The organism is Pseudocitrobacter sp. 73 (assembly GCF_008369545.1).
In the GTDB taxonomy this organism is placed as follows: domain Bacteria; phylum Pseudomonadota; class Gammaproteobacteria; order Enterobacterales; family Enterobacteriaceae; genus Pseudocitrobacter; species Pseudocitrobacter vendiensis.
Window position 1 is genome coordinate 42,379 of sequence record NZ_VTZO01000015.1, and the last position, 25,682, is coordinate 68,060.

The following is a 25,682-nucleotide window of genomic DNA, read 5'->3' on the forward strand; positions in this document are numbered from 1 at the left end:
GTGACGCTGCGCTTACCCGGCCTACGATCTACGTCCCCAGCCAGGGATAAACGTTACCCCCAGCATAATCGTATCAGTGTTCCAGCTCAGGCATGCTACTCGTCTCCACCACCTGGCAATAGCGTTCATAACGTTTATAAAACCAGGCGCGGTGCTCTTCATCCATGTTGCCGGTAATCGCTTCTAAATCAACTTCCTGGCCCTGATCGTGCATTCTGGCAAAGCTCTGGGCCAAAAAATCAAAATTATTCAGGGAATAAATATTGCTGTTGTCCATCGGCATACTCCTTCAGTCGTTGTATATCTGAGTGTATATGCTTTATCTGACTTCAGTATTCGCCGACCAAAAATCAGAATTTGGACATTCCGTGCGCTTATTGTGGATAAAAAATGTGCTAAATCATATTTCTGATTAATCAATAAAAAGCCCTGTCGTCCGAAGGCAACAGGGCTTTTAAACGAAGCAAACACTGCTTACTTATTAGCGTCTTTTTGAATCTTTTTGATGATATTGGTGGTCGAGCAACCGTCTTCGAAGTTCAGCACCAGCACTTCACCGCCGTTGGCCCACACTTCTTCGCTACCGGCGATCTGTTCAGGTTTATAGTCACCGCCTTTCACCAGGCGATCCGGTAAGATCCCGGCGATTAGGCGCTGCGGGGTATCTTCTTCAAAAGAGACCACCCAGTCGACGGATTCCAGTGCGCCCAGCACGATCATGCGCTGTTCCAGCGGGTTTACCGGGCGGGATTCTCCCTTCAGGCGTTTGGTCGATGCATCGCTGTTCACCGCAACAATCAGGCGATCGCCCAGCTTACGTGCATTGGCCAGATAAGAGACGTGCCCCGCGTGCAGAATGTCGAACACACCGTTGGTCATCACCACTTTCTCGCCGCGTTTACGTGCAGCAGCCACCGCCTGTTTCAGCTCTTCTTCGCTCATCACGCCAAAACCGGTTTCCGCACGACCACGCACGGCGTTTTCGAGTTCGATAGGCGAAACGGTTGACGTACCGAGTTTACCCACCACCACGCCTGCCGCTGCGTTGGCGAAGTAGCAGGCGTCTTCAAGAGAATTACCCGCCGCGAGCGTTGCCGCCAGCACGCCAATTACCGTATCACCAGCACCGGTAACGTCATACACTTCCTGTGCCTGGGTCGGTTGATGCAGCGGTTCTTTACCCGGCTGGAGCAGCGTCATACCCTGCTCGGAACGCGTCACCAGCAGCGCGGAAAGGTCGTAATCAGCAATCAGCTTCATACCGCGCTCAACGATCTCCGCTTCGCTTTTGCATTTGCCCACTACCGCTTCAAACTCAGAGAGATTTGGCGTCAGCAGCGTTGCACCGCGATAACGTTCAAAATCCGTGCCTTTCGGGTCGATGAGCACCGGGACTTTCGCTTCGCGCGCCAGCTTAATCATCTGCTGAACGCTTTCCAGCGCGCCCTTAGCGTAGTCGGAGAGCACCAGAGCGCCGACGCTTGCCAGCCCGCTTTTAATGCGGTCATGCAGCGGCTGCGGGTCAACCCCGGCAAAACCTTCTTCGAAGTCGAGACGAATCAGCTGCTGGTTGCGCGACAGCACGCGCAGCTTGGTGATGGTAGGATGCGTCGCCACCGAGACAAAATCACATTTGACGTTCACATCCGCCAGCGCTTTGTTCAATGCGCGCGCCGCGTCGTCAATACCGGTCAGGCCGACCAGACGAGAATTCGCTCCCAGGGACGCAATATTCATCGCCACGTTCGCCGCGCCGCCAGGACGTTCTTCGATGGTTTCAACCTTCACCACCGGCACCGGCGCTTCCGGGGAAATACGGCTGGTTGGGCCATACCAGTAGCGATCCAGCATCACATCACCCACAACCATCACCCCTGCGCGCTCATATTCTGGCAGCGTTACTTTCATTCGTGTCTCCTGAGAGATTCAAAAAAATTGGCGCGATAATAGCACATTTCACGGCGTGACCAGCCACTTCAGCCAACTCGCTTCTACCTGTTCACGCTCGGTGGTAAAACGCTCAAGCCCCACGTTCCCGGGTAATTCCTGCAACGCCAGATGATGCAACGCATCGCGCAGCGTGGTATAGGCGCGAGTCAACGCTTGCGCTTCCTGCTCATCCATAATGTCGTTCTGCGCCAGCAGTTCGAGGATGCGCACATTATCAGACCACCGCGTCAGCTTCGGTTTTTCATGCGCGTAGCGCAGCACCAGATATTGCGTAATGAATTCAATGTCAGTGATCCCGCCAGCATCAGTTTTGATATCAAAGCGATCTCGCTGCTTACCCCCCAGATGGGCGCGCATTTTTTCGCGCATTTCCCGCACTTCCGTGCGTAAGGTGTCGCCATCACGGACGTTGGTGAGAATCTGGCGGCGAATGGCATCAAACTGCTGCTGAAGCTGCGGATCGCCATAGACCACACGCGCGCGAACCAGCGCCTGATGTTCCCACGTCCACGCTTCGTTTTGCTGGTAATCAGCAAAGGCTTCAGCCGTAGTGACCAACATTCCCGCCGCACCGGACGGGCGCAGGCGCGCGTCAACTTCATACAGGATGCCGGAGGAGGTCCGCGTGCTGAACAGATGCATAATGCGTTGCGCCAGGCGCAGGTAGAACTGGCGACCATCGATTTCGCGGTCGCCATCGGTCATCACATCCGCCGGGCAGTCGTGAAGGAACACCAAATCGAGATCGGAGCTATAGCCCAGTTCCCAGCCGCCCAACTTGCCGTAACCAATCACCGCAAAACCGCGCCCGTGGCGGTCATGCAGATGCGTAGGCTGCCCATAACGGGCGACCATTTGCGTCCATGCCTGATGCACCACCGCGTCGATCATCGCTTCCGCAAGCCAGGTCAGATGATCGCTTACCTTCATCACCGGCAAGGTTCCGGCGATATCCGCCGCCGCGATGTGCAGCAACTGGGCCTGTTTAAACTGGCGTAATGCTTCCAGTTGTTGTTCTTCATCTTCTTCCGGCACGCGCAGCAAATACTGGCGCAGCTCGTCGCGATAGGCGTCGGTAGCCGTCGGTTGATAAAGCGTGTTCGGATCGAGCAGTTCATCCAGCAGCAGCGGGTATCGCGCCAGCTGGCTCGCGACCATCGGCGAGGCCGCGCATAAACGGATGAGGTGTTTCAGTGTCCCCGGATATTCGCTCAGCAGTTCCAGATAGGTGGTTCGCGTGACGATGCCAATCAGTAGCGGCGTGATGCGCATCAGCGGCACCGGCGCGTCATCGCGCACGCACACTTCGCTCAACAGATGCGGCATCAGGGAATCCAGCACCTGACGCCCGCGCGGGCCAATGGTACGTTTATCCAGTTCTTTACGGAAATCCGCAATCAGCGCCACCACCTGGCGGCGATCGTCCTCGCTGAGGTGCGCCAACACCGGCGGGTTGTCCTCTTCCTGCAACGTGTCCTGCCAGAGTTCGCGCCAGTCTTCAGCCAGCGTTTCTTCTTCCGGCGAGGATTCATCATCGCCAATCAATTCGTCAAAAATGCGGCGCACACCCGCCATCAGCCCTTCAAGCTGTAAAGTCAGCGCCTCCCAGTCAGACACGCCCATTCCCCACGCCAGACGCGCGCGGTTAAGGTCGTCGCCCGGCAGGGTCTGCGTCTGTTCATCGTTGATGCTTTGCAGCAGGTTTTCCAGGCGACGCAGGAAAAGATAGGCTTCGCGCAGCGCGTCTGCGTCCTGCGCTGAAAGCAGATTCAGATTTTCAATCGCCGCCAGCGTCGGCAGCAAAGAACGCTGCTGTAACGTCGGTTCACGCCCGCCACGAATCAACTGGAATACCTGAACGATAAATTCGATTTCGCGGATGCCGCCTGCGCCAAGCTTAATGTTGTCTTTCAGCCCCCGGCGGCGCACTTCGCGGGCAATCATTCCTTTCATGCTGCGCAACGACTGGATCACGCTGAAGTCGATGTAGCGACGGAAAACAAATGGCCGCAGCATCGCACGCAGTTCCTGGCTCCAGACGTCATCGTTGTCGCCCATAATCCGCGCTTTTACCATCGCGTAACGTTCCCAGTCGCGGCCCTGCTCCTGGTAATAATCCTCCAGCGCGGCGTAGCTCAGCACCAGCGGGCCACTGTCGCCAAACGGGCGCAAACGCATATCGACGCGATAGACAAAGCCATCCTGCGTCGGCTGGTCGAGCACTTTAATCAAGCGCTGACCGAGGCGGGTAAAGAACTGGGCGTTGTCGAGTTCACGACGCCCACCGCGCGTGGCGCCGTGCTCCGGCCAGGCAAAAATCAGGTCGATATCCGAGGAAAAATTGAGTTCGCCTCCGCCCAGCTTGCCCATCCCAAGAATCAACAGCGGCTGTGCGACGCCATCGGCGTTGCAGGGCGTGCCCCATTCCCGGCAACAGGCGTCATAAAGCCAGTCGCGGGCGCTGACGATCAGCGTCTCGGCCAACACACTGAGTTGTTGCAGCGTATCCACCTCAGAAATCAGCGACAGCGACTGCGCCCAGGCGATGCGTACCATGATACGTCGGCGGAACAACCGCAGTTCGCGCATGAGCCAGGCTTCATCGGTTACGTCTACCAGCGCGGCCTGTAGCCAGTCGCGATAGTGCTGCCATTCTTCCGCTTGCGGCGGCTGGCTGGTGAGCGTTTCCAGCCATTCAGGATACATCGTCAGGCTTTGCTGAACGAAATCGCTGAACGTCATGACGGCTTGCGTCTGAGGCGTCAGCGTCGCAACCGGAAAGGTCTCCGGCAGCCGCTCAACCAATGTCTGCCAGTGCTGCTGTAACTGCGATGAAAGCGGGGTCATACTCGGTTTCCCTGAGGTCAGTTATCGTTTTCCGCTGTGTAACCAGAATGGCTCAACCGCCAGTGCTTCATTGCGGAAATGTTCAATTTCGATGTGCTGGCGCGTCAAAATGGCGTGACGTAATCCCAACCAGTTTGCCAGCCAGGCGTCGGCCTGCGCGCGATTGTAATAACCCGCCAGCAATTGCACACAGGTGATATCGCGCGTTAAGCGTGGTAGCTGGTCGGCGTAGCTGTCGCCCAGCGGATACGCAAACGTGGTGCGCAGCTCTGCGGCCTGGCGCGAAAGATGGGTATCAGCAAAACGCTTAAAGGAGTCGCTGATTTTGGCCTGCGCTTTGGCATCCAGGAAAGGCTGCCAGCCGCGCGTGACCAACCACTCGGTGAAGGCCAGTTTGGCCTGGGTTACCGCCACGTTGAAGGCGGCATCATGCGCGGAAATGTCGCCACCCAGCACCTTTTCTGCCTGGGTCAGTAAATCACGCAGCGCCGCGCTGGCTTTGCGCGGCACCACGCCACCAAACAACATCAGCGTGTGGCGAATCTGGCCAATTGCCGCCAGCACTTCCTCTTTCGCTTTTTTATTGCCGCGAACCCACAGCTCTTCGTGGTATTGCCAGTGGGACAGCGCTTTTTCCAGCGCCGCTTCCAGCCCCTGTTCGATGGTCGATTTCGGCGCGATTTGCATGATTTCCGCAGGCTTGATCGGACGTTCCTCGTTTCCCTGCGCAAGATGATAGCCGCGCGCGGCCTTGCTCAGGCTGCCCTGACGCACCAGGCCGGTTTGGTTAAGCTGCTGCGCCAGAGCCAGAACATCAGCTGTTTCGCCGGAAAGCAGTTCCAGTTCCAGCTCGCAAATCGGTTCCTGATAATCACCCGCTTTGACCTCGCCCAGGTCGAGCGCGATTTCAATCTGGCTCTTGCCGTGGCTTACCACCCACTTTTCACGCAAGAAATCGGTGCTGAACAGCGGCTGCACCTGCTCTGCCAGCCCTTCCGGCAGCTCGCCGTTCGGCCAAACTTCAGCAGGCAGTTTTTCCAGCGCGAGTTTCGGTTCGTCGAGATCGATATTGTACTCCGGGCGCTGATGCAGCCCGCCAACCGTACGACCAGCCACCTTCAGGGTCATTTCATAGCGATCGCCCGCGCCGCGAATGCGCAGGCCCATGTCATGACGACGCAGCCAGTTATCTTCAGTTTCGTAGTAAATATTAAGGAGTTTCTCTGCCGCCGTATGATCGGCCTTCAGGGTGAAGAGATGCTGACGCAGGGCATCAACGCCTGCCTCATCAACGAGGAACTTTAATTCAATTTCTTGTGCCATGGCTGATTTCTTATGGTTTCGTGGCCCGGGGAGTACCCTTTCGGCGAACTTCCCGGTAATCTTTTTGTCAGTAGATAGTATTTTGTGAAAAATTACCATGCAATGCGCATTTTGCGCGGCAACTTTACGTGGTTAACATTATTGCGATGTAACCGCGCCTCCTGGATGATTCTGATTGCTGTAGAAGGCTTTGCGTCGCCAGACTGTTGCCACTACTATCGTTCCACTTTTATGACAAAAACGATGACCTGATGCCAAAATTACGCCTAATCGCAGTCACTTTACTTGCACTCACCGCTTCCACCGTCACCCATGCTGATGAGAAGCGCTATGTTTCTGATGAACTGAATACCTGGGTTCGCAGCGGCCCTGGCGATAACTATCGCCTCGTAGGCTCCATTAATGCCGGTGAAGAAGTCACCCTGCTGCAAACTAATCCCGGCACTCAGTACGGACAAGTTCGCGACGGCAATGGCCGCACCGCGTGGATCCCGCTGAAAGAGCTGACGGAAACCCCGAGCCTGCGCACGCGTGTGCCGGATCTGGAAAATCAGGTGAAAACCCTGACTGACAAGCTGACTAACATCGATTCAACCTGGAATCAGCGCACCGCTGAAATGCAGACCAAAGTCTCGCAAAGCGACAGCGTGATCAACGGCCTGAAAGAAGAGAACCAGAAGCTTAAAAATGAGCTGATTGTGGCGCAGAAAAAAGTGAGCGCCGCTAACCTGCAGCTCGACGATAAACAGCGCACCATCATCATGCAGTGGTTTATGTATGGCGGTGGCGTGCTGGGTGCAGGCCTGATTCTTGGCCTGGTGCTGCCGCATCTGGTGCCAAGTCGCAAGCGTAAAGACCGCTGGATGAATTAGCCATAACGCCGCTTCTCTCGTATTATCCACAGAGGACAACAACGAGGAGAAGCGTGGCGTGAAGAGTTATCTGGTCGGTGGTGCTGTACGAGACGGTTTATTAGGCCTGCCGGTCAAAGATAAAGATTGGGTCGTGGTTGGCGCGACGCCACAGCAAATGCTCGACGCGGGCTACCAGCAGGTAGGCCGCGATTTTCCTGTGTTTTTGCATCCGCAAAGTCATGAAGAGTATGCGTTGGCGCGCACTGAACGGAAGTCCGGGTCTGGTTATACGGGGTTCACCTGCTACGCTGCGCCGGATGTCACGCTGGAGCAGGACCTGCTACGCCGCGACCTGACAGTTAACGCCCTTGCGCAGGACGATGACGGCACAGTTATCGATCCCTACGGCGGTCGTGCCGATTTACAAAATCGTCTGCTACGTCATGTTTCCCCCGCCTTTGGCGAAGACCCGCTCCGTGTGCTGCGCGTGGCGCGTTTTGCCGCACGCTACGCCCACCTGAGTTTCCGCATTGCCGATGAAACGCTGACGCTGATGCGCAACATGACCGCCGCTGGCGAACTTGAACACCTGACGCCAGAACGCGTATGGAAAGAGACGGAAGGCGCACTCGGCACCCGCAACCCGCAAGTCTTTTTCCAGACCCTACGCGACTGCGGCGCATTGAAAGTCCTGTTCCCGGAAATCGACGCGCTGTACGGCGTGCCTGCGCCGGAGAAATGGCATCCGGAAATCGATACCGGCGTGCATACGCTGATGACGCTCACAATGTCGGCAATGCTGAGCCCGAATATCGACATTCGTTTCGCCACCCTGTGCCACGATCTGGGCAAGGGTCTAACACCAAAACATCTCTGGCCGCGTCATCACGGCCATGGTCCGGCAGGCGTTAAACTGGTAGAACAACTCTGCCTGCGCCTGAAAGTGCCTAATGAGATGCGCGATTTAGCGAAACTGGTGGCCGAGTTCCACGATCTCATCCACACCTTCCCGATTTTGCAGCCGAAAACCATCATCAAGCTGTTCGATTCAATCGATGCCTGGCGTAAACCGCAGCGCGTTGAACAGATTGCGCTAACCAGCGAAGCCGACGTGCGTGGACGTACGCATTTTGAAGCCTGCGATTACCCGCAAGGGCGCTTGCTGCGTGAAGCATGGATCGTGGCGAAAAGTGTGTCGAACAAAGAGGTGATAGAAGCGGGTTTTCAGGGGCCCGCGATACGTGAAGAGTTAACGCGCCGTCGCATTAAAGCCGTGGCTGACTGGAAGGAAAAACGCTGCCCTCAGCCGAAAGACTGAGGGCAGGATATCAGAAGAAGACCACGTACACCGCTGCCGCGACGATAAAGCGGTAGATGGCGAACGGGATAAACGAGATGCGTTTGATGAGTTGCAGGAAGGTTTTAATCGCCACCAGCGCAACGAGGAAGGCCATCACAAAGCCCACCGCAAACATCGGGAAATCCGCCAGCGTCAGGAAGTGCCAGCTCTTATAGAGATCCAATGCCGTGGCGCCCATCATCATCGGCACCGCCAGCAGGAATGAGAATTCCGACGCCGCATAGCGGCTTACGCCCATCAGCATGCCACCGGAAATGGTCGCGCCGGAGCGAGAAAAACCCGGCCACAGCGCCAGACACTGGAAGCAGCCAATCATAAACGCCTGACGATAGGTCATGTCATCCACACCTACCGCGCGCGGCTGTTTTGGCTTCAGGCATTCGGCGGCAATCAGCAGGAAACCACCGACAATCAACGCATACATCACGTTAATCGGATTGAAGAGTGACTTGATGGTGTCGTGGAACACCAGCCCCAGCACCACCGCCGGGATCATCCCAAGCAGAATGTGGATGAGCGACAAACGCCCTTTCCCTTCACCTTCATGAATCGGTCGGCCAAAATGGATGCCGATCAGGCCAAACAGACGACGCCAGAACATCACCACCACGGCCAGGATAGAGCCGAGCTGGATAACCACTTCAAACGTCTTCGCCGTTTCACCTTCAAAACCCAGCAGATGCCCGACAATAATCATATGGCCGGTGCTGGAGACAGGTAGAAACTCCGTCAATCCTTCGACAACACCCAGAATAGCCGCAACCAGCAGCGAGTGCATATCGCTCATCACTTAAACCCTTAAAATTTAAAAAATAAAATAAACCCGGCTCTAAGACCGGTGTATTGCCGTTTGGTTTAATCCATTATGAATTTAAATAGTTTGATTCAGATTTTGGCCACGCTCGATGATAACGCCCACGTTCGCCGCCCTGGCAACCGCGCCCGGTTTGCTGACTTTGATGCGCACCCATGGGGAATTAAAGCGCGTCATGAGCAACTCAGCTACCTCTTCTGCCACGCGCTCAACCAGCGCAAAGCGACTGCCTTCGACATGCGCGATCACCGCGTCACTGATATCGGCATAACTCAGACAATACTTTACGTCGTCGCTGGATGCCGCCCGGCGGTTGTCCCATCCCATTTCGATATCGAACACCAGTTTCTGTTCGATGGTCTGTTCCCAGTCGTAAACACCAATGGTGGTGATTACCGAAAGTTGCTCTATAAATACAATATCCATCACGACCTGCCTGCTTTTTGGCTGAACCGGATACCACTTCCGGCGAATTATGCGTATTATCCACAGATGCAGAGAATACTTCGACATTTTCACAACGGAACAGCGTTATGAGTGCAATCGCGCCTGGAATGATCCTCCTCGCCTACCTTTGCGGCTCAATTTCCAGCGCCATTCTGGTCTGCCGCATCGCGGGCTTGCCCGACCCTCGCGAGAGTGGTTCCGGGAATCCCGGGGCGACCAACGTATTACGAATTGGCGGCAAGGGAGCAGCCGTAGCAGTTCTGATTTTCGACATCCTGAAAGGGATGTTACCGGTCTGGGGCGCGTATGCCCTCGGGCTCACGCCGTTTTGGCTTGGGCTGGTGGCGATTGCTGCCTGTCTGGGCCACATTTGGCCGGTCTTCTTTGGTTTCCACGGCGGTAAAGGCGTCGCCACCGCATTTGGCGCGATTGCGCCGATTGGCCTCGATCTTACCGGCGTAATGGCAGGCACCTGGCTGCTGACTATTTTATTGAGCGGTTATTCGTCACTGGGCGCGATTGTTAGCGCACTGGTTGCGCCGTTTTACGTCTGGTGGTTTAAACCGCAGTACACCTTTCCGGTGTCGATGCTGTCTTGCCTGATCTTACTGCGTCATCATGACAATATTCAGCGTCTGTGGCGGCGTCAGGAAACGAAAATCTGGGCGCGGTTTAAGAAGAAGAAAGAAGAAGAGAAAAAATAAAAGCGTGTCGAATGACACGCTTTGAGACTGATGACAAACGCAACATTGCCTGATGCGCTACGCTTATCAGGCCTACAAGGTTCCTGCAATATATTGAATTTGCGATATTTTGTAGGCCGGATAAGCGCAAGCGCCATCCGGCATGCTCCATCACGCTGCCGGTAACTCCGCCAGCGGCCAGCGTGGACGCACGGTTACGCCAAGGTCTGCATTCACGCCTGCTTTGAAACGCACCATGCCTGCGTAGGCAATCATCGCCCCATTATCGGTGCAAAATTCCGGGCGCGCGTAGAACACTTCGCCGCGACGTTTCTGCATCATCTCCGCCAGTTTCGCACGCAAGGTTCGGTTAGCGCTCACGCCGCCCGCCATCACCAGACGCTTAAAGCCGGTTTGATCCAGCACGCGTTTGCACTTGATCATCAACGTATCGACCACCGCATCTTCAAAGGCACGGGCAATATCGGCGCGCGTTTGTTCATCGTTGTCATTATTGCGAATGGTGTTCGCCGCGAAGGTTTTCAGGCCAGAGAAGCTGAAGTCCAGACCCGGACGGTCAGTCATCGGACGTGGGAAGACAAAGCGCCCTTCCGTGCCCTGAGAGGCCATCTTCGACAACATTGGGCCGCCTGGGTAGTCAAGCCCCAACAGTTTGGCCGTTTTATCGAAGGCTTCGCCTGCCGCGTCATCAATCGATTCGCCCAGCAGTTCATACTCGCCAATGCCGGTCACGCTGATAAGTTGCGTATGACCGCCAGAGACCAGCAGCGCCACAAACGGGTATTCCGGCGGGTTATCTTCCAGCATTGGCGCCAGCAGATGCCCTTCCATGTGGTGTACCGGGATCGCCGGGACATTCCAGGCAAATGCCAGCGAACGCCCAACGGTTGCGCCAACCAGCAGCGCGCCAACTAAACCCGGCCCGGCGGTATAGGCGACGGCATCAATATCTTTTGCCGTCAGATTCGCCTCTTTCAGCGCGGCCTGAATCAATGGCACCGTTTTACGCACGTGATCGCGCGAGGCCAGTTCAGGCACGACGCCGCCGTAGTCAGCATGTAATTTCACCTGACTATACAATTGGTTGGCTAACAGACCTTTTACATCGTCATAAATTGCGATGCCGGTTTCATCGCAGGATGTTTCAATTCCCAGTACACGCATGGCTAGATTTACCTCGTTTCAATACCGCGCAGTGTAGGTTTTCTGCCCCGGCTTGTAAAACATTGTTCGCCCCAGGAACGTGCTTCGTGTATACTCCCCACCCTTAAAAAGTCCCTTTCAAAAACGCGTCGGTGCTTTACAAAGCAGCAGCAATTGCAGTAAAATTCCGCACCATTTTGAAATAAGCTGGCGTTGATGCCAGCGGCAAACCGAATTTATTAAAGGTGAGAGTTACATGCCGGTAATTAAAGTACGTGAAAACGAGCCGTTCGACGTAGCACTGCGTCGCTTCAAGCGTTCCTGCGAAAAAGCGGGTGTTCTGGCGGAAGTTCGTCGTCGTGAGTTCTATGAAAAACCGACTACCGAACGTAAGCGCGCTAAAGCTTCTGCTGTGAAACGTCACGCGAAGAAACTGGCTCGCGAAAACGCACGCCGTACTCGTCTGTACTAATCTCTTGAGAGCAGATGCTCTCAATTGTCAGACCGAGTAGTAGTTGCAAGGCCGTGCTTCCGGAAGGAATGCGCGGCTTGTTTTCGTTTAAGCATCATTAAAAACTACGGGGCTTATGGCTGGACGAATTCCGCGCGTATTCATTAATGATCTGCTGGCACGCACCGACATCATCGATTTGATCGATGCTCGTGTGAAGCTGAAAAAGCAGGGCAAGAACTATCACGCGTGCTGTCCTTTCCATAACGAGAAAACCCCCTCTTTCACCGTCAACGGTGAAAAACAGTTTTACCACTGCTTCGGCTGTGGCGCGCACGGCAACGCCATCGACTTTCTGATGAACTACGACAAGCTCGAGTTCGTGGAAACCGTCGAAGAACTGGCTGCCATGCACAACCTTGAAGTGCCGTACGAAGCAGGCAACGGGCCGAGTCAGATAGAGCGCCATCAACGGCAAAGTCTCTATCAACTGATGGACGGTCTGAATGCGTTTTATCAGCAATCCCTGATGAATCCCGCCGCTGACCCCGCGCGCCAGTATCTGGAAAAGCGTGGCCTCAGTAGTGAAGTGATTTCTCGTTTCGCGATTGGTTATGCGCCGCCGGGTTGGGACAACGTCCTGAAACGGTTTGGCGGCAATAGTGAAAATCGCCAGGCGCTCATTGACGCCGGTATGCTGGTAACCAACGATCAGGGGCGTAGCTACGACCGCTTTCGCGAGCGCGTCATGTTCCCTATTCGTGATAAGCGTGGCCGGGTAATTGGTTTTGGTGGACGCGTGCTGGGCGATGCCCTGCCGAAATACCTAAACTCCCCGGAAACCGATATTTTTCATAAAGGCCGTCAGCTGTATGGCCTTTATGAAGCGCAGCAGACAGAAGCTGAACCCCAGCGCTTACTGGTGGTCGAAGGTTATATGGATGTGGTCGCTCTGGCGCAGTACGACATTAATTATGCCGTCGCGTCGCTTGGCACCTCAACCACCGCCGACCATATTCAGTTGCTGTTCCGGGTGACAAATAATGTCATCTGCTGCTACGACGGTGACCGTGCTGGCCGTGATGCCGCATGGCGTGCGCTAGAAACAGCGCTACCGTACATGACCGACGGGCGTCAGTTACGCTTTATGTTTCTGCCCGACGGCGAAGACCCGGATACGCTGGTGCGTAAAGAGGGTAAAGCAGCATTTGAAGCGCGGATGGAGCAGGCCCAACCGCTCTCCACGTTTCTGTTTAACAGCCTGATGCCGCAGGTCGATTTGAGTACCCCGGACGGGCGCGCGCAGTTAAGTACGCTGGCGCTGCCGCTCATCAGTCAGGTTCCGGGCGAAACCTTACGCATCTATTTGCGTCAGGAGCTGGGCAACAAACTGGGGATTCTGGATGATGCCCAGCTTGAACGTTTAATGCCGAAACAGGCAGAAAACGGCGTGGTTCGCCCCGCGCCACAGCTAAAACGCACGACCATGCGTATACTGATAGGGTTACTGGTGCAAAACCCCGATCTCGCGCCGTTGGTCCCTCCCTTAACGGGGCTGGATCCGAAAAAACTGCCGGGACTTGGCTTATTTGCAGAACTGGTCAACACTTGTTTGTCACAGCCTGGACTGACCACTGGTCAACTTCTGGAACAATATCGTGGCACAAATGAAGCCGCGACCCTTGAAAAACTGTCGATGTGGGACGATATAGCAGATAAGGATATCGCAGAAAAAACGTTCACCGACTCACTCAACCATATGTTTGACTCATTGCTGGTTCTGCGACAAGAAGAGTTGATTGCTCGCGATCGCACACACGGGCTCAGCAGTGAGGAACGCCGGGAACTCTGGACGCTAAACCAGGAACTGGCCAAAAAATAGAATTGAACGGCTTAAGTGCCGAATATCACTCGGGAAGCCCCCGAAAGCCGCGTGAAGGGCAGCGGCAAAATATAAATAAGTCCTCGTTACACTCTGTTGGCGGCTTGTTTCGCCGACCGACACCAATCTCATGAAATAAGTGTGGATACCGTCTTATGGAGCAAAACCCGCAGTCACAGCTGAAGCTTCTTGTCCAACGTGGTAAGGAGCAAGGCTATCTGACCTATGCCGAGGTCAATGACCATCTGCCGGAAGATATCGTCGACTCCGATCAGATCGAAGACATCATCCAAATGATCAACGACATGGGCATTCAGGTGATGGAAGAAGCACCGGATGCCGATGACCTGTTGCTCGCTGAAACATCGAACAACACCGATGAAGATGCGGAAGAAGCCGCCGCACAGGTGCTTTCGAGCGTGGAATCTGAAATCGGGCGCACCACTGACCCGGTTCGTATGTACATGCGTGAAATGGGTACCGTTGAACTGTTGACCCGCGAAGGCGAAATTGACATCGCCAAACGTATCGAAGACGGGATCAACCAGGTTCAGTGTTCCGTAGCGGAATACCCGGAAGCCATCACCTACCTGCTTGAACAGTACGATCGTGTTGAAGCGGAAGAAGCTCGCCTGTCCGATCTCATCACCGGGTTCGTCGATCCGAACGCTGAAGAAGATTTAGCGCCGACCGCGACTCACGTGGGTTCTGAACTCTCTCAGGAAGAGATGGATGACGACGATGAAGATGAAGAGGACGACGACGACAGCAGCGATGACGACAACAGCATCGACCCTGAACTGGCGCGTGAGAAATTCGCTGAACTGCGCACGCAGTATGAAGTGACTCGCGATACCATCAAGGCGAAAGGCCGTAGCCATGCCGCTGCACAGGAAGAGATCCTGAAGCTGTCTGAAGTCTTCAAACAGTTCCGTCTGGTACCGAAACAGTTCGACTACCTGGTGAACAGCATGCGCGTCATGATGGATCGCGTGCGTACCCAGGAACGTATCATCATGAAGATGTGCGTTGAACAGTGCAAAATGCCGAAGAAAAACTTCATCACTCTGTTTACCGGCAACGAAACCAGCGAAACCTGGTTCAACGCGGCCGTCGCGATGAACAAACCGTGGTCTGAAAAGCTGCTCGACGTGAAAGAAGACGTTCAGCGCGGCCTGATGAAGCTGCAACAAATTGAAGAAGAAACCGGCCTGACCATCGAGCAGGTTAAAGATATCAACCGTCGTATGTCCATCGGTGAAGCGAAAGCGCGCCGTGCGAAGAAAGAGATGGTTGAAGCGAACTTACGTCTGGTAATTTCTATCGCTAAGAAATACACCAACCGTGGCTTGCAGTTCCTTGACCTGATTCAGGAAGGTAACATCGGCCTGATGAAAGCGGTTGATAAGTTCGAATACCGTCGTGGTTACAAGTTCTCCACCTATGCAACCTGGTGGATTCGTCAGGCGATCACCCGTTCTATCGCGGATCAGGCGCGCACCATCCGTATTCCGGTGCATATGATTGAGACCATCAACAAACTCAACCGTATTTCTCGCCAGATGCTGCAAGAGATGGGCCGCGAGCCGACGCCGGAAGAACTGGCTGAACGCATGCTGATGCCGGAAGACAAAATCCGTAAAGTGCTGAAAATTGCCAAAGAGCCTATCTCCATGGAAACGCCAATCGGCGACGATGAAGATTCGCATCTGGGTGATTTCATCGAGGATACCACCCTCGAACTGCCGCTGGATTCTGCGACCACCGAAAGCCTGCGTGCCGCAACGCACGACGTGCTGGCTGGCCTGACTGCCCGTGAAGCGAAAGTTCTGCGTATGCGTTTTGGTATCGACATGAACACCGACCATACGCTGGAAGAAGTGGGTAAACAGTTCGACGTTACCCGCGAACGTATTCGTCAGATTGAAGCGAAGGCGCTGCGTAAACTGCGTCACCCGAGCCGTTCTGAAGTGTTGCGTAGCTTCCTGGACGATTAATTTCGGTTTGTGAAACGTAAAAAGCTCCCTGCGGGGAGCTTTTTTTATGGGGTTTTACACCCTCACCCTAACCCTCTCCCTGAGGGAGAGGGGATCGATTGTGCATAAAGGTTTGACCTGGCTCGATTAACTCCCTCTCCCAGTGGGAGAGGGCTGGGGTGAGGGGGATTTATCAAAGCCCCCGCAGCACCAGCGCCTGATCCAGCTCCTGGTATGCCTCAACCAGCTTATCCGTGGTAATGCGGCTCAGCCCGCTCGGGTTCGGTAGCACCCACACCTGCGTCACGCCAATCGACATCGACTGTTTGCCCCACGGCACGCCCCGCTGGCTGAATCCCTGTTCAAACGCCTGCTTCCCCAGTACCGCCAGCGCCGCAGGCTGATACGCCTCTATTTTGGTAATCAGTGACCGCCCACCGTCATGCAACTCCTGACGCTTCACTTCCGTGGCCTGCACCGTCGGGCGTTCAACCAGCTTGGTGACACCGCAGCGAAAATCGAGCAGATGATCCGCCTCTTCTGGTTTCAATTGCCTGTCGGTAAATCCGGCCAAATGCAGGACTTTCCAGAAGCGATTTGCCGGATGCGCGAACGGAAAACCGAGTGAAGAGGACGACAACCCCGGGTTAATGCCGCAAAACACCACCCGCAGGCCTGGCGCGATAATATCCTTAACCATGCTGTTCTCTGATAAATGGCTCATGTGACTATTATAACGAATTGAAAATACGTTGTTTATAAAAACAGCAGACGTTGCTTAACAACTGGATTGTAAACCGCAGTTACTTTATAATTCCCCGCCACGGCCCCTTAGCTCAGTGGTTAGAGCAGGCGACTCATAATCGCTTGGTCGTTGGTTCAAACCCAACAGGGGCCACCAAATTTCAAGGACTTATATATAACCTTAAGTCCCTTAGCTTTTCTAGGATACCCATAGGATACCTCCACCAGGTACAACCGAGTATTCAACAGTGTTGTACAGTTGGGTCGTAGCAGCCGTTAAACTGAAAATTAAGAAAGTGCTACGGGTTTGAGTGCCCCAATCAGGCAACCTTCAGGAGTCTTCAATGAAAACTTTCGAAAAGGGCTCAGACCTGCTGTCTAAGCGTATCTTCGCTATGAGTGGCCTTATCATGGCTTTGGCAAACACAGGTGTTCACCCAATGTTTGTTATTCCTGTAAGCGTCGCTCTGGTTCTAGTATTGCGCAAATGATGGCGTAACAAGCCCGGCCTAACGAAAGTTAGGCCACCTTCATTCAGTTGTAGGCTCCATTCCAAGTATCACCTGCGTTATACACTTCGTGTTTAATGGTAAGGATCTGACATGACATCCAAATATGAATCTTTAAAAAAAGAAGTAGTTTCACTGGAAAAGCGTGGGAAAGAGCTTTATATATCCATGATTAATGAATGTGATCCTATTGATGAAGAACATTTATTAGCATTTAAAAAAGATGGAATAAATATAATTTCAGTTGGTAACAATTACCAGTCATGGTATACAAAAGCTTGCCGGGTAATAGAGCAAATAATACCAGAACGATTAAATGAATTCGTTAACTTATACCAAGGCGACCCAAAAAGAAAAGAAGTAACCTACATGAATTATTCTATTTATGATTATTTGATAGGTTTACAATCAACCAGAGGAACCCAAGTCGTCGCAAGCCGAAAGTCTGCACTTCCAAAAATGGAAACTCAGTGGCATATATTATCCTCTGCCTCCGAAAAATTTGATAGCTCACTGTTCGACATTAAAGAAATATTACAAGCTGATATTTTTGACACTGAACTAGATACAGCTAAGGAATTGAATAAAAAAGGGTTTATACGGGCTGCTGGTGCAGTTACTGGAGTTGTACTCGAAAAACACCTCGCTCATATTTGCAGTTTACATAAACTTAAAACGAAGAAAGCACATCCTTCCATATCAGAATACAATCAACTATTAAAAGATAATGAAATTATTGACACGCCTAACTGGCGCTTTATTCAAAGACTCGGTGACATAAGAAACCTATGTGATCACCATAAAGATAAAGAGCCTAGTAAGGAAGATGCGGAGGAGTTAATAAGTGGGACAGAGAAAATAATCAAAACAGTATTCTGATAAAAATAGCTCCTTCAAACAGGAGCTATTCCACTTTTATCTTACATTTTATCCTCAACATAGATACCCGCTGAAATGATTGCCCCGCCGATACGGCGCTTACCATAACAAAGTGGTACCGGGTAACCCTGTGCGGCAGTATTTGTAACGCCGCCAAAAGCATATGAGGCTCGGTTGTCCGCATCCTGTTTACTGGAGAGACCAGCCGGTTGAGGTGAAAGCATCTGCGCTACCCCTCCAACCATCATTGCTGCACCGATTTTCATTGCAGCCGATCCCCAGGCACCACCGCCTACAGCCTGCCCCCAGGGAGTAAATGCACCAATAGCCCCGACAACAACGAGCACCGCACCGAGAATAGTTTGTAACGCACCGGCACGTTTACTGCCGATAATCACAGGCACAATCCGTATGACACGACCACCGTTCGGAAAATCCAGATCATCTTCAGCAATATTTTTCTTATCAACGAAGATAGCAAACGTCAGACCTCGGGATTTGCTCGTGTTCATATACTGCTGAAATCCCGGCAACGTGACGGACAGCGCATTGAATACCTCACGCGTCGTACTGACTAAACGTTGATGTTCCCTGCCAAACAAACCAATCATTGGGCCACTCAGTTTAATTGTTGTCATTACTTCAGTGTTCTGCATTCTGGATTACTCCGGTAGCGTAGATTGCCGATAAGGCTGATTTCAGGTCGTATAGTTTTTTCTTACAGCTACTACCCGGCGCGGGCGGGATATCCCGCAGACGCTTTGATACCGTCTGCCGGTGCATCCCCGTCGCGCCAGCCAGTTCAGTAATCGTTAACTGTATTTGTTTCATCATTACCCCCAAAGATGATGAACAAAAAACACACAATCCATCATCTTTACTGTTTTTCATCATATTCATGTATTTAAAATCAAATAGTTAGAACATGATGATGATGACCATAGAATTCAAAAACTAGCCGTTTCCCGCGAGTGCGCCGCCCCGTGGCAGGTCGCCCCGCCCGGAGGACCCACGAGAAATGGGCAGCCGTGGCCGCCCCTCTGCTCTTATGCCCCACTCGATTTGACCAGCCCGCGGTAGTCCAGCGCAGCCACACCTGCATCGATGCGCACCTTCCAGGCGATACCATCAACGGTGAAGCCCTCCTGCTGCTCAAGATATGGCGTATCCATCCCGTCGAGATAAGCCACCTCGATGGTGTCTGTGCCCTGTGCTGCTGCAACATACCACTGCGCGTTATTGGCTTTATCCAGACGCGGCTCAACGATCACCTGTGCCATATCTTTAACCACGTTGATAATGCCGGGGTTCTGGTTCAGAGTGCCGTCCTGGTCTACCGGGAACAGTGAGGATGAAGAAAGTACAGCGCGATTCGCTGCACCTTCCAGAGCCGCAGGAACAAGGATGTAGGCTGGAATAACGTTAATTGGATCGCCGTTCGCGTCCTCTTGCAGTCGCATAGCCTTACGGGCTTCATTCAGTCCGTCTGTGTCCATCCCTTTAGCGATGAGGTTTTTATGGTCGGTGTGGAACAGCGCTTTGCCGTCTGTGAACTCACTGTTTGCCGTCAGGTTCAGGTAAACCAGATTCCCTACAGTACGTGCGGCAGCACGCCCCATTGCCTGCGGAATAGTTGTAAGCTGGCTCAGATCATCATTGATAATGGCCTGGCGGGTGACGGAGAAGATATTGCCGTATGTCGCTAAGGCGATAGGTACACCGCTATCACTGGTTGTGACATATCTATACTCTGCACCTTCCGGCACCTTTTCCAGCTCAGAGAAGCCGTTCAGCCCTACACGTTTGGCCTCATGGAAGTTGGAAAGTGAACCAGTTTTTGTCCACTGCTGGAATGTCTCGCCGCTATTCTGCCAGCCGGTCAGTACCGACTTTTCAGCACCACCAGCAAGGATATGAGAGAAATCACTGGTACTGTGGGTAAATGCCAGATTAACAATCTGCGAACGATTCCCGAAACCACTAACGCTGATACCACGATCCACCAGCGAAGCCTGCGCCATATCAAACAGGCTCATCATAGCGTAAGGGTTTCCGCGTTCGGCGCGTTCGTGACCCAGACGGGAATAAAGCCCCTGGCGGATGGCATCTCCAGTAATGTTTCCGTTACCAGCGTAAACATGTGCATTAGTGTTTTTATCCGATGGGGTCGAGGTCTTACCCAGAGATGCCAGCAACATGTCTTTCGCTTTTTCCGGCGTGCAGTCCACATCCTCCAGGCACTGCATCTTCAGTGAATCATGCTTACCGCCGAACATCGCAAACAGGTCTTTAATCCCGTTGATGCGATTCTGTTCCGGTACCGCGCTGCCGGTGGAGCCTTTCGGGCTGGTGATCATCCCTTTAATATCTTTTGGCATATGCTCAAAATCCTCAATTCGTTTCGATTCAATACAGGCCATTGCGCTGACCGCAGGTAACAGCTCATCAGCGAAGCCCTGAGCCACACATTCACGGCCATCCATCCAAGTCTCACTCTCCAGCATGGCCCCCAGCACTTCGGCTGATTTGCCTGTTTTGCGGGCGTAAGCCGGTATCAGGACGCTTTCCACCTTGTCCAGCAGCTCGGCATAGTCGCGCATATCGTTGGCATTACCGCCTGAGATACCCCACGGCTTGTGAATCATCATGAGTGCGTTTTCCGGCATAACGATACGGTCACCTGCCATCGCAATGACTGACGCCATAGACGCAGCCAGGCCATCGATATGCACTGTGACTTGCGCCGGGTGTTTATTCAGAAGGTTGTAGATAGCGATACCGTCGAACACGTCGCCGCCGGGTGAGTGGATGTGAAGACTGATGTGGGAAATATCGCCCAGGGCTTTCAGATCTTCAGAGAACTGCTGGGCAGTGATACCCCAGCCACCAATCTCCTCATAAATACTGATATTAGCGCTGACGGCATCGCTGGCCGCTTTGATGGTGTACCAGGATTTCATACCCATGCTCCCAGCGTCTGGTGATGCCAGTAGTTCACACTGCTACGCACAATCTGGCCTTTAGTAGGAACAGGCATCTCCGGGTGATTCTTACGGATGAATGCCTGGTACTCCTCGATCTTCTTCATGGTTTCTGCATCGATATGAACCGTACCGCCCTTATCGTTCCGCTTATTGTTTCGTTCAGCCATCTTTCCACCCTTATCGTCGTTGATGGTACATGTACAATCATTGATCAATAAAAGTGGTAAGTAAACTAATTTTAATCATAAAAAGTGGTAAATGATTTTATGAGAGAACTTATAAACGAAGTGAAAATCAGGAAGGTGTATACAGCTGAAAGCCTTGCCATATGTGCTTTTAGGTGTGTTTTATGGATGTTTTGTATACAAATTATGTATGGGTAGCGTATACCCCCTTAAGCCAACGCTGGCGCGGCTTTGGGCATAGCACTGTATAGTGCGTGAGGTGTGACCTCATTTCTGTTGATTTATTCAGCTATACACAGACTATCGCCGATTCCTTACTGGCAAACAGTTCACATACAAAGTTAGCGTACGTTTAACCACGAGAGGCGAGTTTATGCCGGTGAATAATAATTGCGGGGAGACTCTCTTATATTTCTGAGTTAGCTGGCGGTACAGTCCCTAATACAGCCAGCTAAATTTACATCAATAAAATTAAACAATCCTGTTAACACCACCATCCTCAAGCCATTTCATCACAGCTTTACGGCTATAACGGGATGGATAGGTGAGCACTGGATTGGGGAATCCATGGTCTTTACGCAACCGCCACACGGCTGTTTTTTTCTTACCCAGTAGTGTGAACAGTTCCGGTTCTTCCATAAAATCATTAACGGTCATAATTTCTCCTACACCAGTTATGATTGGTGTCTGCTATAAAATTAAAAAATATACGTTTAAGTGTTCACCTGTTCACCCTTGCGAATTTCTTAATTAAATTCATGATGTTATATGGTGAATACTACTCTTTCAGGTATTCACTAGTGTTCACCCCACCCTTCACCCTATAGGGCAAAAAAATAATCAAAAGGTGAACAGGTGAATACTTGGTGAATACTTAATAAATAAGTGTTCACCCCTTAACATTCTGTTATTAATGAACTTTTTAACAGGGTGAATACTGGTGAACACTTAATCCATAACTTTACTCTACCCTGCTATCTTCGGAAGAACCGGAACAGGATGGCATCCAGTCGTCTGAATCATCGTGCAGCGTAACGTTTGACCTTATACCGTGCTTGGTCTTCCGCTTATGGTACTCCTTGCCATACTCAGCCATTGCACCAGGCATATCAGTACCGAACCGCATTAACGATACAGGCTTGCTCAGGCCATTAGCACGCATATATGCAAGGTAGGCGTGATACAGGTATTTACGCGGACTGAACGGGACTATCTCGGCATTACCGATGAACATCCCATCACACGCCACAGACGCCAGCAGGTAGCCGCAGAAGTCCACCAGCGAATCACCCTCACGCTTGATAGCCAGTGCCTCTTCGGATTTCTGCTGCTCGTGCAATAGACGTTTGGCTTCGTCCTGACTGGCAAAGCGGGTCAGCAGGTGACGAATGATTACGGCAAGCTCCCCCTCTATCTTCTCTGCCAGCATCGTATCCCGCTCATTTTCCGGTACTACTTCGGTAAAATTGAATATCACCCGACGACGCGATATCCCCCCGCTTCGATCACTGAAGGTCATTGCGTTATTATTGACGGCCAGCACTACCGCCTGTATCCGTGTCGAATAGGGCGCTTTATGCTTAGGGTCTATCGACACCTTATCGCCGCCTGTAATGGCCTTAATCCCGGCCCCATCACCAGCGTAGCGGGTCATATCTGGCATGATAATCAGCGAATAGCCGACCACCAGCGCCCTATCTCTGGCATCTTCCAGATTTTTCATACTTGCTGCCACACTATTGCCTTTGCCTGCCAGCATGTTACAGATTTCCGACATCACGCTCTTACCGCTACCACCCGGCCCTGTCACCTCCAGGAATAACTGCCAGTCATACCTGTTCGCCAGCACCATAAACAGCGCAGCCAGTACACGATCTGTCTTACGGTCATTGTTGGCCACGGAACGGCGAAGCCATTTCCAGAAGTTCGGCGCATGGCTTGCCAGTGTTTCCCCTTCGGCTGGTGGGCTGAAAGGCAACTCACTGGCGATCAGCAGCCAGTCGGTTTTGCTGTGCTCCCTGAATTGACCCGTTCGGGTATCAAATACCCCATTGCTGAAACCAATAAGATTACGGGCCGTAACCCCCATGACCGGGAGACTCAGCTTCATGGTTTCCACCGATGACTTGATGGCGTTCTGCGAGTAAGAAGTCTCGGAATCAATGTAAATCTGAGCCAGTACACGTTGCAGTTCTTTATCCGGCACAGGCTTCCATATCACACCATTGTAGTGATGCACCATGTCAGAATCGGCATGTACCGCCAGTTCGCCACCATAGTGCGCCAGCAATACTTCACCGCGCTGACTGGCCCCCATCTGGTTAAGTGCCAGTGTCGCCCCGCCACGATCCACAACCGCAAGTGGCTGCTTTTCGATACGGCTCATTAGCACCGTCCAGTCCTCTTTCTCGCCCTTCTCGTTGATATACTCAGCGTTAGTTACACCAGCTTCTTGCAGCTTATTAGCGATAATGCTGATGTGGTTTTGCTCAATAAGCCCTGCCTGGTAAACACGGGCAAAGCGACGCCCCTTATCGATGATACGAAGATGCGGTAACTCTGTCAGTTGAGTGTGATCCAGCACGACAGGTGGAACAGTGTCGCCACTTTTCCCCTGTTCGCCCTGATATGTTTTTGCCGCTTTCCACGCTCCAGTCCCGGCAAAGATAATTGCTTCTTCCATTTTGTCTCTCGGAAGATTTTTTACATTAGGCGCATATTTCATTTCCCTGCCCCCGACTTACAAAAGTGAATTCTTTAACAAATCTTTCCAGCGAAAATATGCAGGGAAATTCGTAACCGTCGCGAACAAACGTCACCCGGTTAAAGGCGACATTATTCACCGTAATCATTTCACCGCACTTTTCCGACCAACGGTCATTGATTTCAGGATTTATCACTTTTGCCCCTCCCCGCTATGTTACGCTGAGCGCGGACATAACTCGCAGTATCGCTACTCTGATTAAGAGCCTGTGCCATTCTTGGCAGATGACGTAATGCGTGACTAACAAGGATAAAATCGCGTCGTGCATATTCATCGGAATAATCTTCAGCATCCGTAGCATTGAGGGCCAAATTCCCGATTAATGTAAGCGCACTATTAATGGCAAATGCACCAGCAGCGTATAAATCGCTGGATTCCTCCAAATCCTCATTAGTGAAGTTTTTAAAGTCAGGGGAAGACTTAACAAGTTGATGGTAAATATCACGCATTGTTGCCCTCCCGCTGTTCTAATTCACGACGAAGTGATCGACAACGCATCAGTGCTTTATCAATAAGGTCACATGCAATTTCATACTCATCATCATTACGGCGATTCATTTCCATAGCAGCAGCCAGTAAGACTTCGAGAGATCGGAACTTATCCCCCATATCCTGCATCGTTAACTTATGCATGGTTAACCTCCCGAACAAAGTTGATGCGGATATGCCTGTAACCTTCTTGCTGAGCCAGTAGCTGCGCTGTCGATTTAGCCTCGTCAGAGTTTTTGCTGGCTATTGTGTAGTGAATACCTACTGTATGACCGCGCCTGTTAACGGCAAACCCGTAAGCCTGGAAGGTTTTATTCATGGAATACGCCCTCCACCAGCTCGGTTTCAAGTGTCGCAGACAACCTATTGTCATCACTGTAAAACGTTATTCTCCAGCGCATCTGGGTACAGATTCTGGCGGCAAACACCATGTTCCAGCCGCAAAAAGCTGTACGGGCTTCATCTTCCGTATCGGCATCAATGCGCAGCACAACGGGTTTACTGTCTGGATAATGCTTAGGAGTTGCCAGGAATAACCATGTAAATTCCGGGCGAGTTTGGGTATGCTGATTGTCAGCCATAGTGTTAGCTCCAATAACATTGTGGTCAGAGGCCCGGCTAGTGTTCGCGCACTGCCGGGCTTCGCTATTTACGCACCTTAACTCAAAAAAGGTGTAAGACACACAATAGGTCAAAGGTGTCTTACACGTCAATACTTCAAAACAATAATTTTTCGTGTATAGTGTCTTACAGTAAATTGTGGAGAATGTAGATATGGCAACTGGTTCGAAGAATGCAAAATCACAATCTGTGACAGCTCGCATAGCACACGAAATCATTGATGGTATGGAGTCAGTAAAGAATTCCGGCGAGAGTACCGGGCAATTTATTAACGCTGCAATGCTGGGCGAAATTAAACGCCGACAGCGTAAGAAGCCCAAAGAATCAGATTGACTTCTCAAAGCTATAGACGGGCTTTGACCACCAGCGAGCAGCCTGGTATGCTGATTCTGTTCTTTGTTTTCGGTACTACACTGGCGGCCCCGCATGGCCGCCTTTGTTTTATCCAACATGCATCCCCCTCAAACAGTCTGAGTACGGCGAGTTGATGCAAGATAACTATCAAGATCCGACCGCATATAAATAACTTTACGGCCAACCTTATGATGTGGGATGCCTACCTTTCCTGTATGGGCCCAATTAGCCAAAGTCTGCGCATTAACGCCAAGATAAGCGGCAGCTTCCGCGCGGGTTAAACGTTCCAGTTTAAGATTATTAGTAATTAAATGCATAGATATCACCGTGTATTACAGGTTAACAGTGGTGATACTTTATGATTGATATAACTACTTGAAGAGTCAGCAAAACCAGATATCT

General features: G+C 52.1%; 29 protein-coding genes and 1 tRNA gene. 10 read left to right on the forward strand and 20 right to left on the reverse strand.

The window, feature by feature from the left end; genetic code table 11:
* Positions 1-73 precede the first annotated feature (73 nt).
* The 4 genes from glgS to F0Q32_RS16165 all read right to left on the reverse strand — a co-directional run bounded on the left by glgS (position 74) and on the right by F0Q32_RS16165 (position 6,120).
* Positions 74-283, reverse strand: a complete 210-nt coding sequence (glgS, locus tag F0Q32_RS16150) for a cell surface composition regulator GlgS (RefSeq protein WP_188016876.1) — start codon at positions 281-283, stop codon at positions 74-76.
* 191 nt (positions 284-474) lie between these two features.
* On the reverse strand, positions 475-1,908 hold the full coding sequence (hldE, locus tag F0Q32_RS16155; protein ID WP_149463886.1) for a bifunctional D-glycero-beta-D-manno-heptose-7-phosphate kinase/D-glycero-beta-D-manno-heptose 1-phosphate adenylyltransferase HldE: 1,434 nt from the start codon (positions 1,906-1,908) through the stop codon (positions 475-477).
* A gap of 48 nt (positions 1,909-1,956) precedes the next feature.
* Positions 1,957-4,797 (reverse strand): bifunctional [glutamate--ammonia ligase]-adenylyl-L-tyrosine phosphorylase/[glutamate--ammonia-ligase] adenylyltransferase, encoded by a 2,841-nt coding sequence (gene glnE / locus F0Q32_RS16160; protein WP_149463887.1) that lies wholly within the window; start codon positions 4,795-4,797, stop codon positions 1,957-1,959.
* A 21-nt stretch (positions 4,798-4,818) separates the two neighbouring features.
* Entirely contained in the window at positions 4,819-6,120 is a 1,302-nt protein-coding gene (locus tag F0Q32_RS16165) for an inorganic triphosphatase (protein ID WP_149463888.1), read from the reverse strand.
* 251 nt (positions 6,121-6,371) lie between these two features.
* Between F0Q32_RS16165 and F0Q32_RS16170 the strand changes: the two genes are divergently transcribed.
* Entirely contained in the window at positions 6,372-6,992 is a 621-nt protein-coding gene (locus F0Q32_RS16170; protein ID WP_149463889.1) for a TIGR04211 family SH3 domain-containing protein, read from the forward strand.
* A gap of 58 nt (positions 6,993-7,050) precedes the next feature.
* On the forward strand, positions 7,051-8,292 hold the full coding sequence (locus F0Q32_RS16175; protein WP_149463890.1) for a multifunctional CCA addition/repair protein: 1,242 nt from the start codon (positions 7,051-7,053) through the stop codon (positions 8,290-8,292).
* Between the two features lie 10 nt (positions 8,293-8,302).
* On the opposite strand, the gene bacA is transcribed toward F0Q32_RS16175, so the two are convergent.
* Both bacA and folB read right to left on the reverse strand, forming a co-directional pair.
* A complete protein-coding gene (bacA, locus tag F0Q32_RS16180; RefSeq protein ID WP_149463891.1) occupies positions 8,303-9,121 on the reverse strand; it encodes an undecaprenyl-diphosphate phosphatase in 819 nt (272 codons plus the stop codon).
* Positions 9,122-9,205: 84 nt separating this feature from the next.
* Entirely contained in the window at positions 9,206-9,574 is a 369-nt protein-coding gene (folB, locus tag F0Q32_RS16185; protein WP_149463892.1) for a bifunctional dihydroneopterin aldolase/7,8-dihydroneopterin epimerase, read from the reverse strand.
* A gap of 107 nt (positions 9,575-9,681) precedes the next feature.
* On the opposite strand from folB, the gene plsY reads away from it, so the two are divergent.
* Positions 9,682-10,299, forward strand: coding sequence for a glycerol-3-phosphate 1-O-acyltransferase PlsY (gene plsY / locus F0Q32_RS16190; RefSeq protein ID WP_149463893.1), 618 nt, complete (start codon positions 9,682-9,684; stop codon positions 10,297-10,299).
* 150 nt (positions 10,300-10,449) lie between these two features.
* On the opposite strand, the gene tsaD is transcribed toward plsY, so the two are convergent.
* The gene (tsaD, locus tag F0Q32_RS16195) at positions 10,450-11,463 is read right to left on the reverse strand and encodes a tRNA (adenosine(37)-N6)-threonylcarbamoyltransferase complex transferase subunit TsaD (protein ID WP_149463894.1); all 1,014 of its coding nucleotides are present in this window, start codon (positions 11,461-11,463) and stop codon (positions 10,450-10,452) included.
* Between the two features lie 235 nt (positions 11,464-11,698).
* Here tsaD and rpsU point away from each other — a divergent pair, with 235 nt between their 5' ends.
* The 3 genes from rpsU to rpoD all read left to right on the forward strand — a co-directional run bounded on the left by rpsU (position 11,699) and on the right by rpoD (position 15,772).
* Positions 11,699-11,914: a 30S ribosomal protein S21 gene (rpsU, locus tag F0Q32_RS16200; protein ID WP_001144069.1), complete on the forward strand. Its 216-nt coding sequence runs from the start codon at positions 11,699-11,701 to the stop codon at positions 11,912-11,914.
* A gap of 115 nt (positions 11,915-12,029) precedes the next feature.
* On the forward strand, positions 12,030-13,775 hold the full coding sequence (gene dnaG / locus F0Q32_RS16205; protein ID WP_149463895.1) for a DNA primase: 1,746 nt from the start codon (positions 12,030-12,032) through the stop codon (positions 13,773-13,775).
* Between the two features lie 155 nt (positions 13,776-13,930).
* On the forward strand, positions 13,931-15,772 hold the full coding sequence (gene rpoD, locus F0Q32_RS16210; protein WP_149463896.1) for an RNA polymerase sigma factor RpoD: 1,842 nt from the start codon (positions 13,931-13,933) through the stop codon (positions 15,770-15,772).
* A gap of 172 nt (positions 15,773-15,944) precedes the next feature.
* Here the strand turns inward: rpoD and mug are convergent, their stop codons facing one another.
* On the reverse strand, positions 15,945-16,451 hold the full coding sequence (mug, locus tag F0Q32_RS16215; RefSeq protein ID WP_149463897.1) for a G/U mismatch-specific DNA glycosylase: 507 nt from the start codon (positions 16,449-16,451) through the stop codon (positions 15,945-15,947).
* 125 nt (positions 16,452-16,576) lie between these two features.
* Between mug and F0Q32_RS16220 the strand changes: the two genes are divergently transcribed.
* The 3 genes from F0Q32_RS16220 to F0Q32_RS16225 all read left to right on the forward strand — a co-directional run bounded on the left by F0Q32_RS16220 (position 16,577) and on the right by F0Q32_RS16225 (position 17,883).
* Positions 16,577-16,652, forward strand: a tRNA-Ile gene (locus F0Q32_RS16220).
* Between the two features lie 187 nt (positions 16,653-16,839).
* Positions 16,840-16,986 carry a hypothetical protein gene (locus F0Q32_RS26190; protein ID WP_188016877.1) on the forward strand — a complete coding sequence of 49 codons (147 nt, stop codon included), beginning with the start codon at positions 16,840-16,842 and terminating at the stop codon, positions 16,984-16,986.
* A gap of 111 nt (positions 16,987-17,097) precedes the next feature.
* Entirely contained in the window at positions 17,098-17,883 is a 786-nt protein-coding gene (locus F0Q32_RS16225; protein WP_149463898.1) for a hypothetical protein, read from the forward strand.
* A gap of 41 nt (positions 17,884-17,924) precedes the next feature.
* On the opposite strand, the gene F0Q32_RS16230 is transcribed toward F0Q32_RS16225, so the two are convergent.
* The 11 genes from F0Q32_RS16230 to F0Q32_RS16280 all read right to left on the reverse strand — a co-directional run bounded on the left by F0Q32_RS16230 (position 17,925) and on the right by F0Q32_RS16280 (position 24,886).
* Positions 17,925-18,539, reverse strand: a complete 615-nt coding sequence (locus F0Q32_RS16230; RefSeq protein WP_149463899.1) for a tail assembly protein — start codon at positions 18,537-18,539, stop codon at positions 17,925-17,927.
* The gene (locus F0Q32_RS16235; protein WP_188016878.1) at positions 18,526-18,714 is read right to left on the reverse strand and encodes a DUF1441 family protein; all 189 of its coding nucleotides are present in this window, start codon (positions 18,712-18,714) and stop codon (positions 18,526-18,528) included. The genes F0Q32_RS16230 and F0Q32_RS16235 overlap by 14 nt, the downstream gene beginning before the upstream one ends.
* A gap of 215 nt (positions 18,715-18,929) precedes the next feature.
* Positions 18,930-20,843 carry a ClpP-like prohead protease/major capsid protein fusion protein gene (locus F0Q32_RS16240; protein ID WP_149463901.1) on the reverse strand — a complete coding sequence of 638 codons (1,914 nt, stop codon included), beginning with the start codon at positions 20,841-20,843 and terminating at the stop codon, positions 18,930-18,932.
* Positions 20,840-21,034, reverse strand: coding sequence for a hypothetical protein (locus F0Q32_RS16245; protein ID WP_149463902.1), 195 nt, complete (start codon positions 21,032-21,034; stop codon positions 20,840-20,842). The genes F0Q32_RS16240 and F0Q32_RS16245 overlap by 4 nt, the downstream gene beginning before the upstream one ends.
* Positions 21,035-21,523: 489 nt before the next feature.
* Positions 21,524-21,709, reverse strand: coding sequence for a DNA-binding protein (locus F0Q32_RS16250; protein WP_149463903.1), 186 nt, complete (start codon positions 21,707-21,709; stop codon positions 21,524-21,526).
* A gap of 304 nt (positions 21,710-22,013) precedes the next feature.
* Positions 22,014-23,777, reverse strand: a complete 1,764-nt coding sequence (locus F0Q32_RS16255) for a primase-like DNA-binding domain-containing protein (protein WP_149463904.1) — start codon at positions 23,775-23,777, stop codon at positions 22,014-22,016.
* A complete protein-coding gene (locus F0Q32_RS16260) occupies positions 23,761-23,952 on the reverse strand; it encodes a DUF4222 domain-containing protein (RefSeq protein ID WP_149463905.1) in 192 nt (63 codons plus the stop codon). The genes F0Q32_RS16255 and F0Q32_RS16260 overlap by 17 nt, the downstream gene beginning before the upstream one ends.
* Positions 23,939-24,265 (reverse strand): hypothetical protein, encoded by a 327-nt coding sequence (locus F0Q32_RS16265; protein WP_149463906.1) that lies wholly within the window; start codon positions 24,263-24,265, stop codon positions 23,939-23,941. Before F0Q32_RS16265 ends, F0Q32_RS16260 begins: the two co-directional genes overlap by 14 nt.
* Positions 24,258-24,449: a hypothetical protein gene (locus tag F0Q32_RS16270; protein WP_149463907.1), complete on the reverse strand. Its 192-nt coding sequence runs from the start codon at positions 24,447-24,449 to the stop codon at positions 24,258-24,260. The genes F0Q32_RS16265 and F0Q32_RS16270 overlap by 8 nt, the downstream gene beginning before the upstream one ends.
* Positions 24,442-24,624: a hypothetical protein gene (locus tag F0Q32_RS16275; RefSeq protein WP_149463908.1), complete on the reverse strand. Its 183-nt coding sequence runs from the start codon at positions 24,622-24,624 to the stop codon at positions 24,442-24,444. Before F0Q32_RS16275 ends, F0Q32_RS16270 begins: the two co-directional genes overlap by 8 nt.
* A complete protein-coding gene (locus F0Q32_RS16280) occupies positions 24,617-24,886 on the reverse strand; it encodes a host cell division inhibitor Icd-like protein (RefSeq protein WP_149463909.1) in 270 nt (89 codons plus the stop codon). Before F0Q32_RS16280 ends, F0Q32_RS16275 begins: the two co-directional genes overlap by 8 nt.
* A gap of 193 nt (positions 24,887-25,079) precedes the next feature.
* Here F0Q32_RS16280 and F0Q32_RS16285 point away from each other — a divergent pair, with 193 nt between their 5' ends.
* On the forward strand, positions 25,080-25,259 hold the full coding sequence (locus F0Q32_RS16285) for a YlcI/YnfO family protein (RefSeq protein ID WP_149463910.1): 180 nt from the start codon (positions 25,080-25,082) through the stop codon (positions 25,257-25,259).
* Positions 25,260-25,387: 128 nt separating this feature from the next.
* On the opposite strand, the gene F0Q32_RS16290 is transcribed toward F0Q32_RS16285, so the two are convergent.
* Positions 25,388-25,597 (reverse strand): helix-turn-helix domain-containing protein, encoded by a 210-nt coding sequence (locus F0Q32_RS16290; protein WP_149463911.1) that lies wholly within the window; start codon positions 25,595-25,597, stop codon positions 25,388-25,390.
* Positions 25,598-25,682 lie beyond the last annotated feature (85 nt).

Coding starts and splice junctions, on each gene's coding strand:
- glgS (WP_188016876.1), bottom strand. CDS start 283: ATGCCGATGGACAACAGCAATATTTATTCCCTGAATAATTTTGATTTT.
- hldE (WP_149463886.1), bottom strand. CDS start 1,908: ATGAAAGTAACGCTGCCAGAATATGAGCGCGCAGGGGTGATGGTTGTG.
- glnE (WP_149463887.1), bottom strand. CDS start 4,797: ATGACCCCGCTTTCATCGCAGTTACAGCAGCACTGGCAGACATTGGTT.
- F0Q32_RS16165 (WP_149463888.1), bottom strand. CDS start 6,120: ATGGCACAAGAAATTGAATTAAAGTTCCTCGTTGATGAGGCAGGCGTT.
- F0Q32_RS16170 (WP_149463889.1), top strand. CDS start 6,372: ATGCCAAAATTACGCCTAATCGCAGTCACTTTACTTGCACTCACCGCT.
- bacA (WP_149463891.1), bottom strand. CDS start 9,121: ATGAGCGATATGCACTCGCTGCTGGTTGCGGCTATTCTGGGTGTTGTC.
- folB (WP_149463892.1), bottom strand. CDS start 9,574: ATGGATATTGTATTTATAGAGCAACTTTCGGTAATCACCACCATTGGT.
- plsY (WP_149463893.1), top strand. CDS start 9,682: ATGAGTGCAATCGCGCCTGGAATGATCCTCCTCGCCTACCTTTGCGGC.
- tsaD (WP_149463894.1), bottom strand. CDS start 11,463: ATGCGTGTACTGGGAATTGAAACATCCTGCGATGAAACCGGCATCGCA.
- rpsU (WP_001144069.1), top strand. CDS start 11,699: ATGCCGGTAATTAAAGTACGTGAAAACGAGCCGTTCGACGTAGCACTG.
- dnaG (WP_149463895.1), top strand. CDS start 12,030: ATGGCTGGACGAATTCCGCGCGTATTCATTAATGATCTGCTGGCACGC.
- rpoD (WP_149463896.1), top strand. CDS start 13,931: ATGGAGCAAAACCCGCAGTCACAGCTGAAGCTTCTTGTCCAACGTGGT.
- mug (WP_149463897.1), bottom strand. CDS start 16,451: ATGGTTAAGGATATTATCGCGCCAGGCCTGCGGGTGGTGTTTTGCGGC.
- F0Q32_RS26190 (WP_188016877.1), top strand. CDS start 16,840: ATGAAAACTTTCGAAAAGGGCTCAGACCTGCTGTCTAAGCGTATCTTC.
- F0Q32_RS16225 (WP_149463898.1), top strand. CDS start 17,098: ATGACATCCAAATATGAATCTTTAAAAAAAGAAGTAGTTTCACTGGAA.
- F0Q32_RS16230 (WP_149463899.1), bottom strand. CDS start 18,539: ATGCAGAACACTGAAGTAATGACAACAATTAAACTGAGTGGCCCAATG.
- F0Q32_RS16235 (WP_188016878.1), bottom strand. CDS start 18,714: ATGAAACAAATACAGTTAACGATTACTGAACTGGCTGGCGCGACGGGG.
- F0Q32_RS16240 (WP_149463901.1), bottom strand. CDS start 20,843: ATGAAATCCTGGTACACCATCAAAGCGGCCAGCGATGCCGTCAGCGCT.
- F0Q32_RS16245 (WP_149463902.1), bottom strand. CDS start 21,034: ATGGCTGAACGAAACAATAAGCGGAACGATAAGGGCGGTACGGTTCAT.
- F0Q32_RS16250 (WP_149463903.1), bottom strand. CDS start 21,709: ATGACCGTTAATGATTTTATGGAAGAACCGGAACTGTTCACACTACTG.
- F0Q32_RS16255 (WP_149463904.1), bottom strand. CDS start 23,777: ATGAAATATGCGCCTAATGTAAAAAATCTTCCGAGAGACAAAATGGAA.
- F0Q32_RS16265 (WP_149463906.1), bottom strand. CDS start 24,265: ATGCGTGATATTTACCATCAACTTGTTAAGTCTTCCCCTGACTTTAAA.
- F0Q32_RS16270 (WP_149463907.1), bottom strand. CDS start 24,449: ATGCATAAGTTAACGATGCAGGATATGGGGGATAAGTTCCGATCTCTC.
- F0Q32_RS16275 (WP_149463908.1), bottom strand. CDS start 24,624: ATGAATAAAACCTTCCAGGCTTACGGGTTTGCCGTTAACAGGCGCGGT.
- F0Q32_RS16280 (WP_149463909.1), bottom strand. CDS start 24,886: ATGGCTGACAATCAGCATACCCAAACTCGCCCGGAATTTACATGGTTA.
- F0Q32_RS16285 (WP_149463910.1), top strand. CDS start 25,080: ATGGCAACTGGTTCGAAGAATGCAAAATCACAATCTGTGACAGCTCGC.
- F0Q32_RS16290 (WP_149463911.1), bottom strand. CDS start 25,597: ATGCATTTAATTACTAATAATCTTAAACTGGAACGTTTAACCCGCGCG.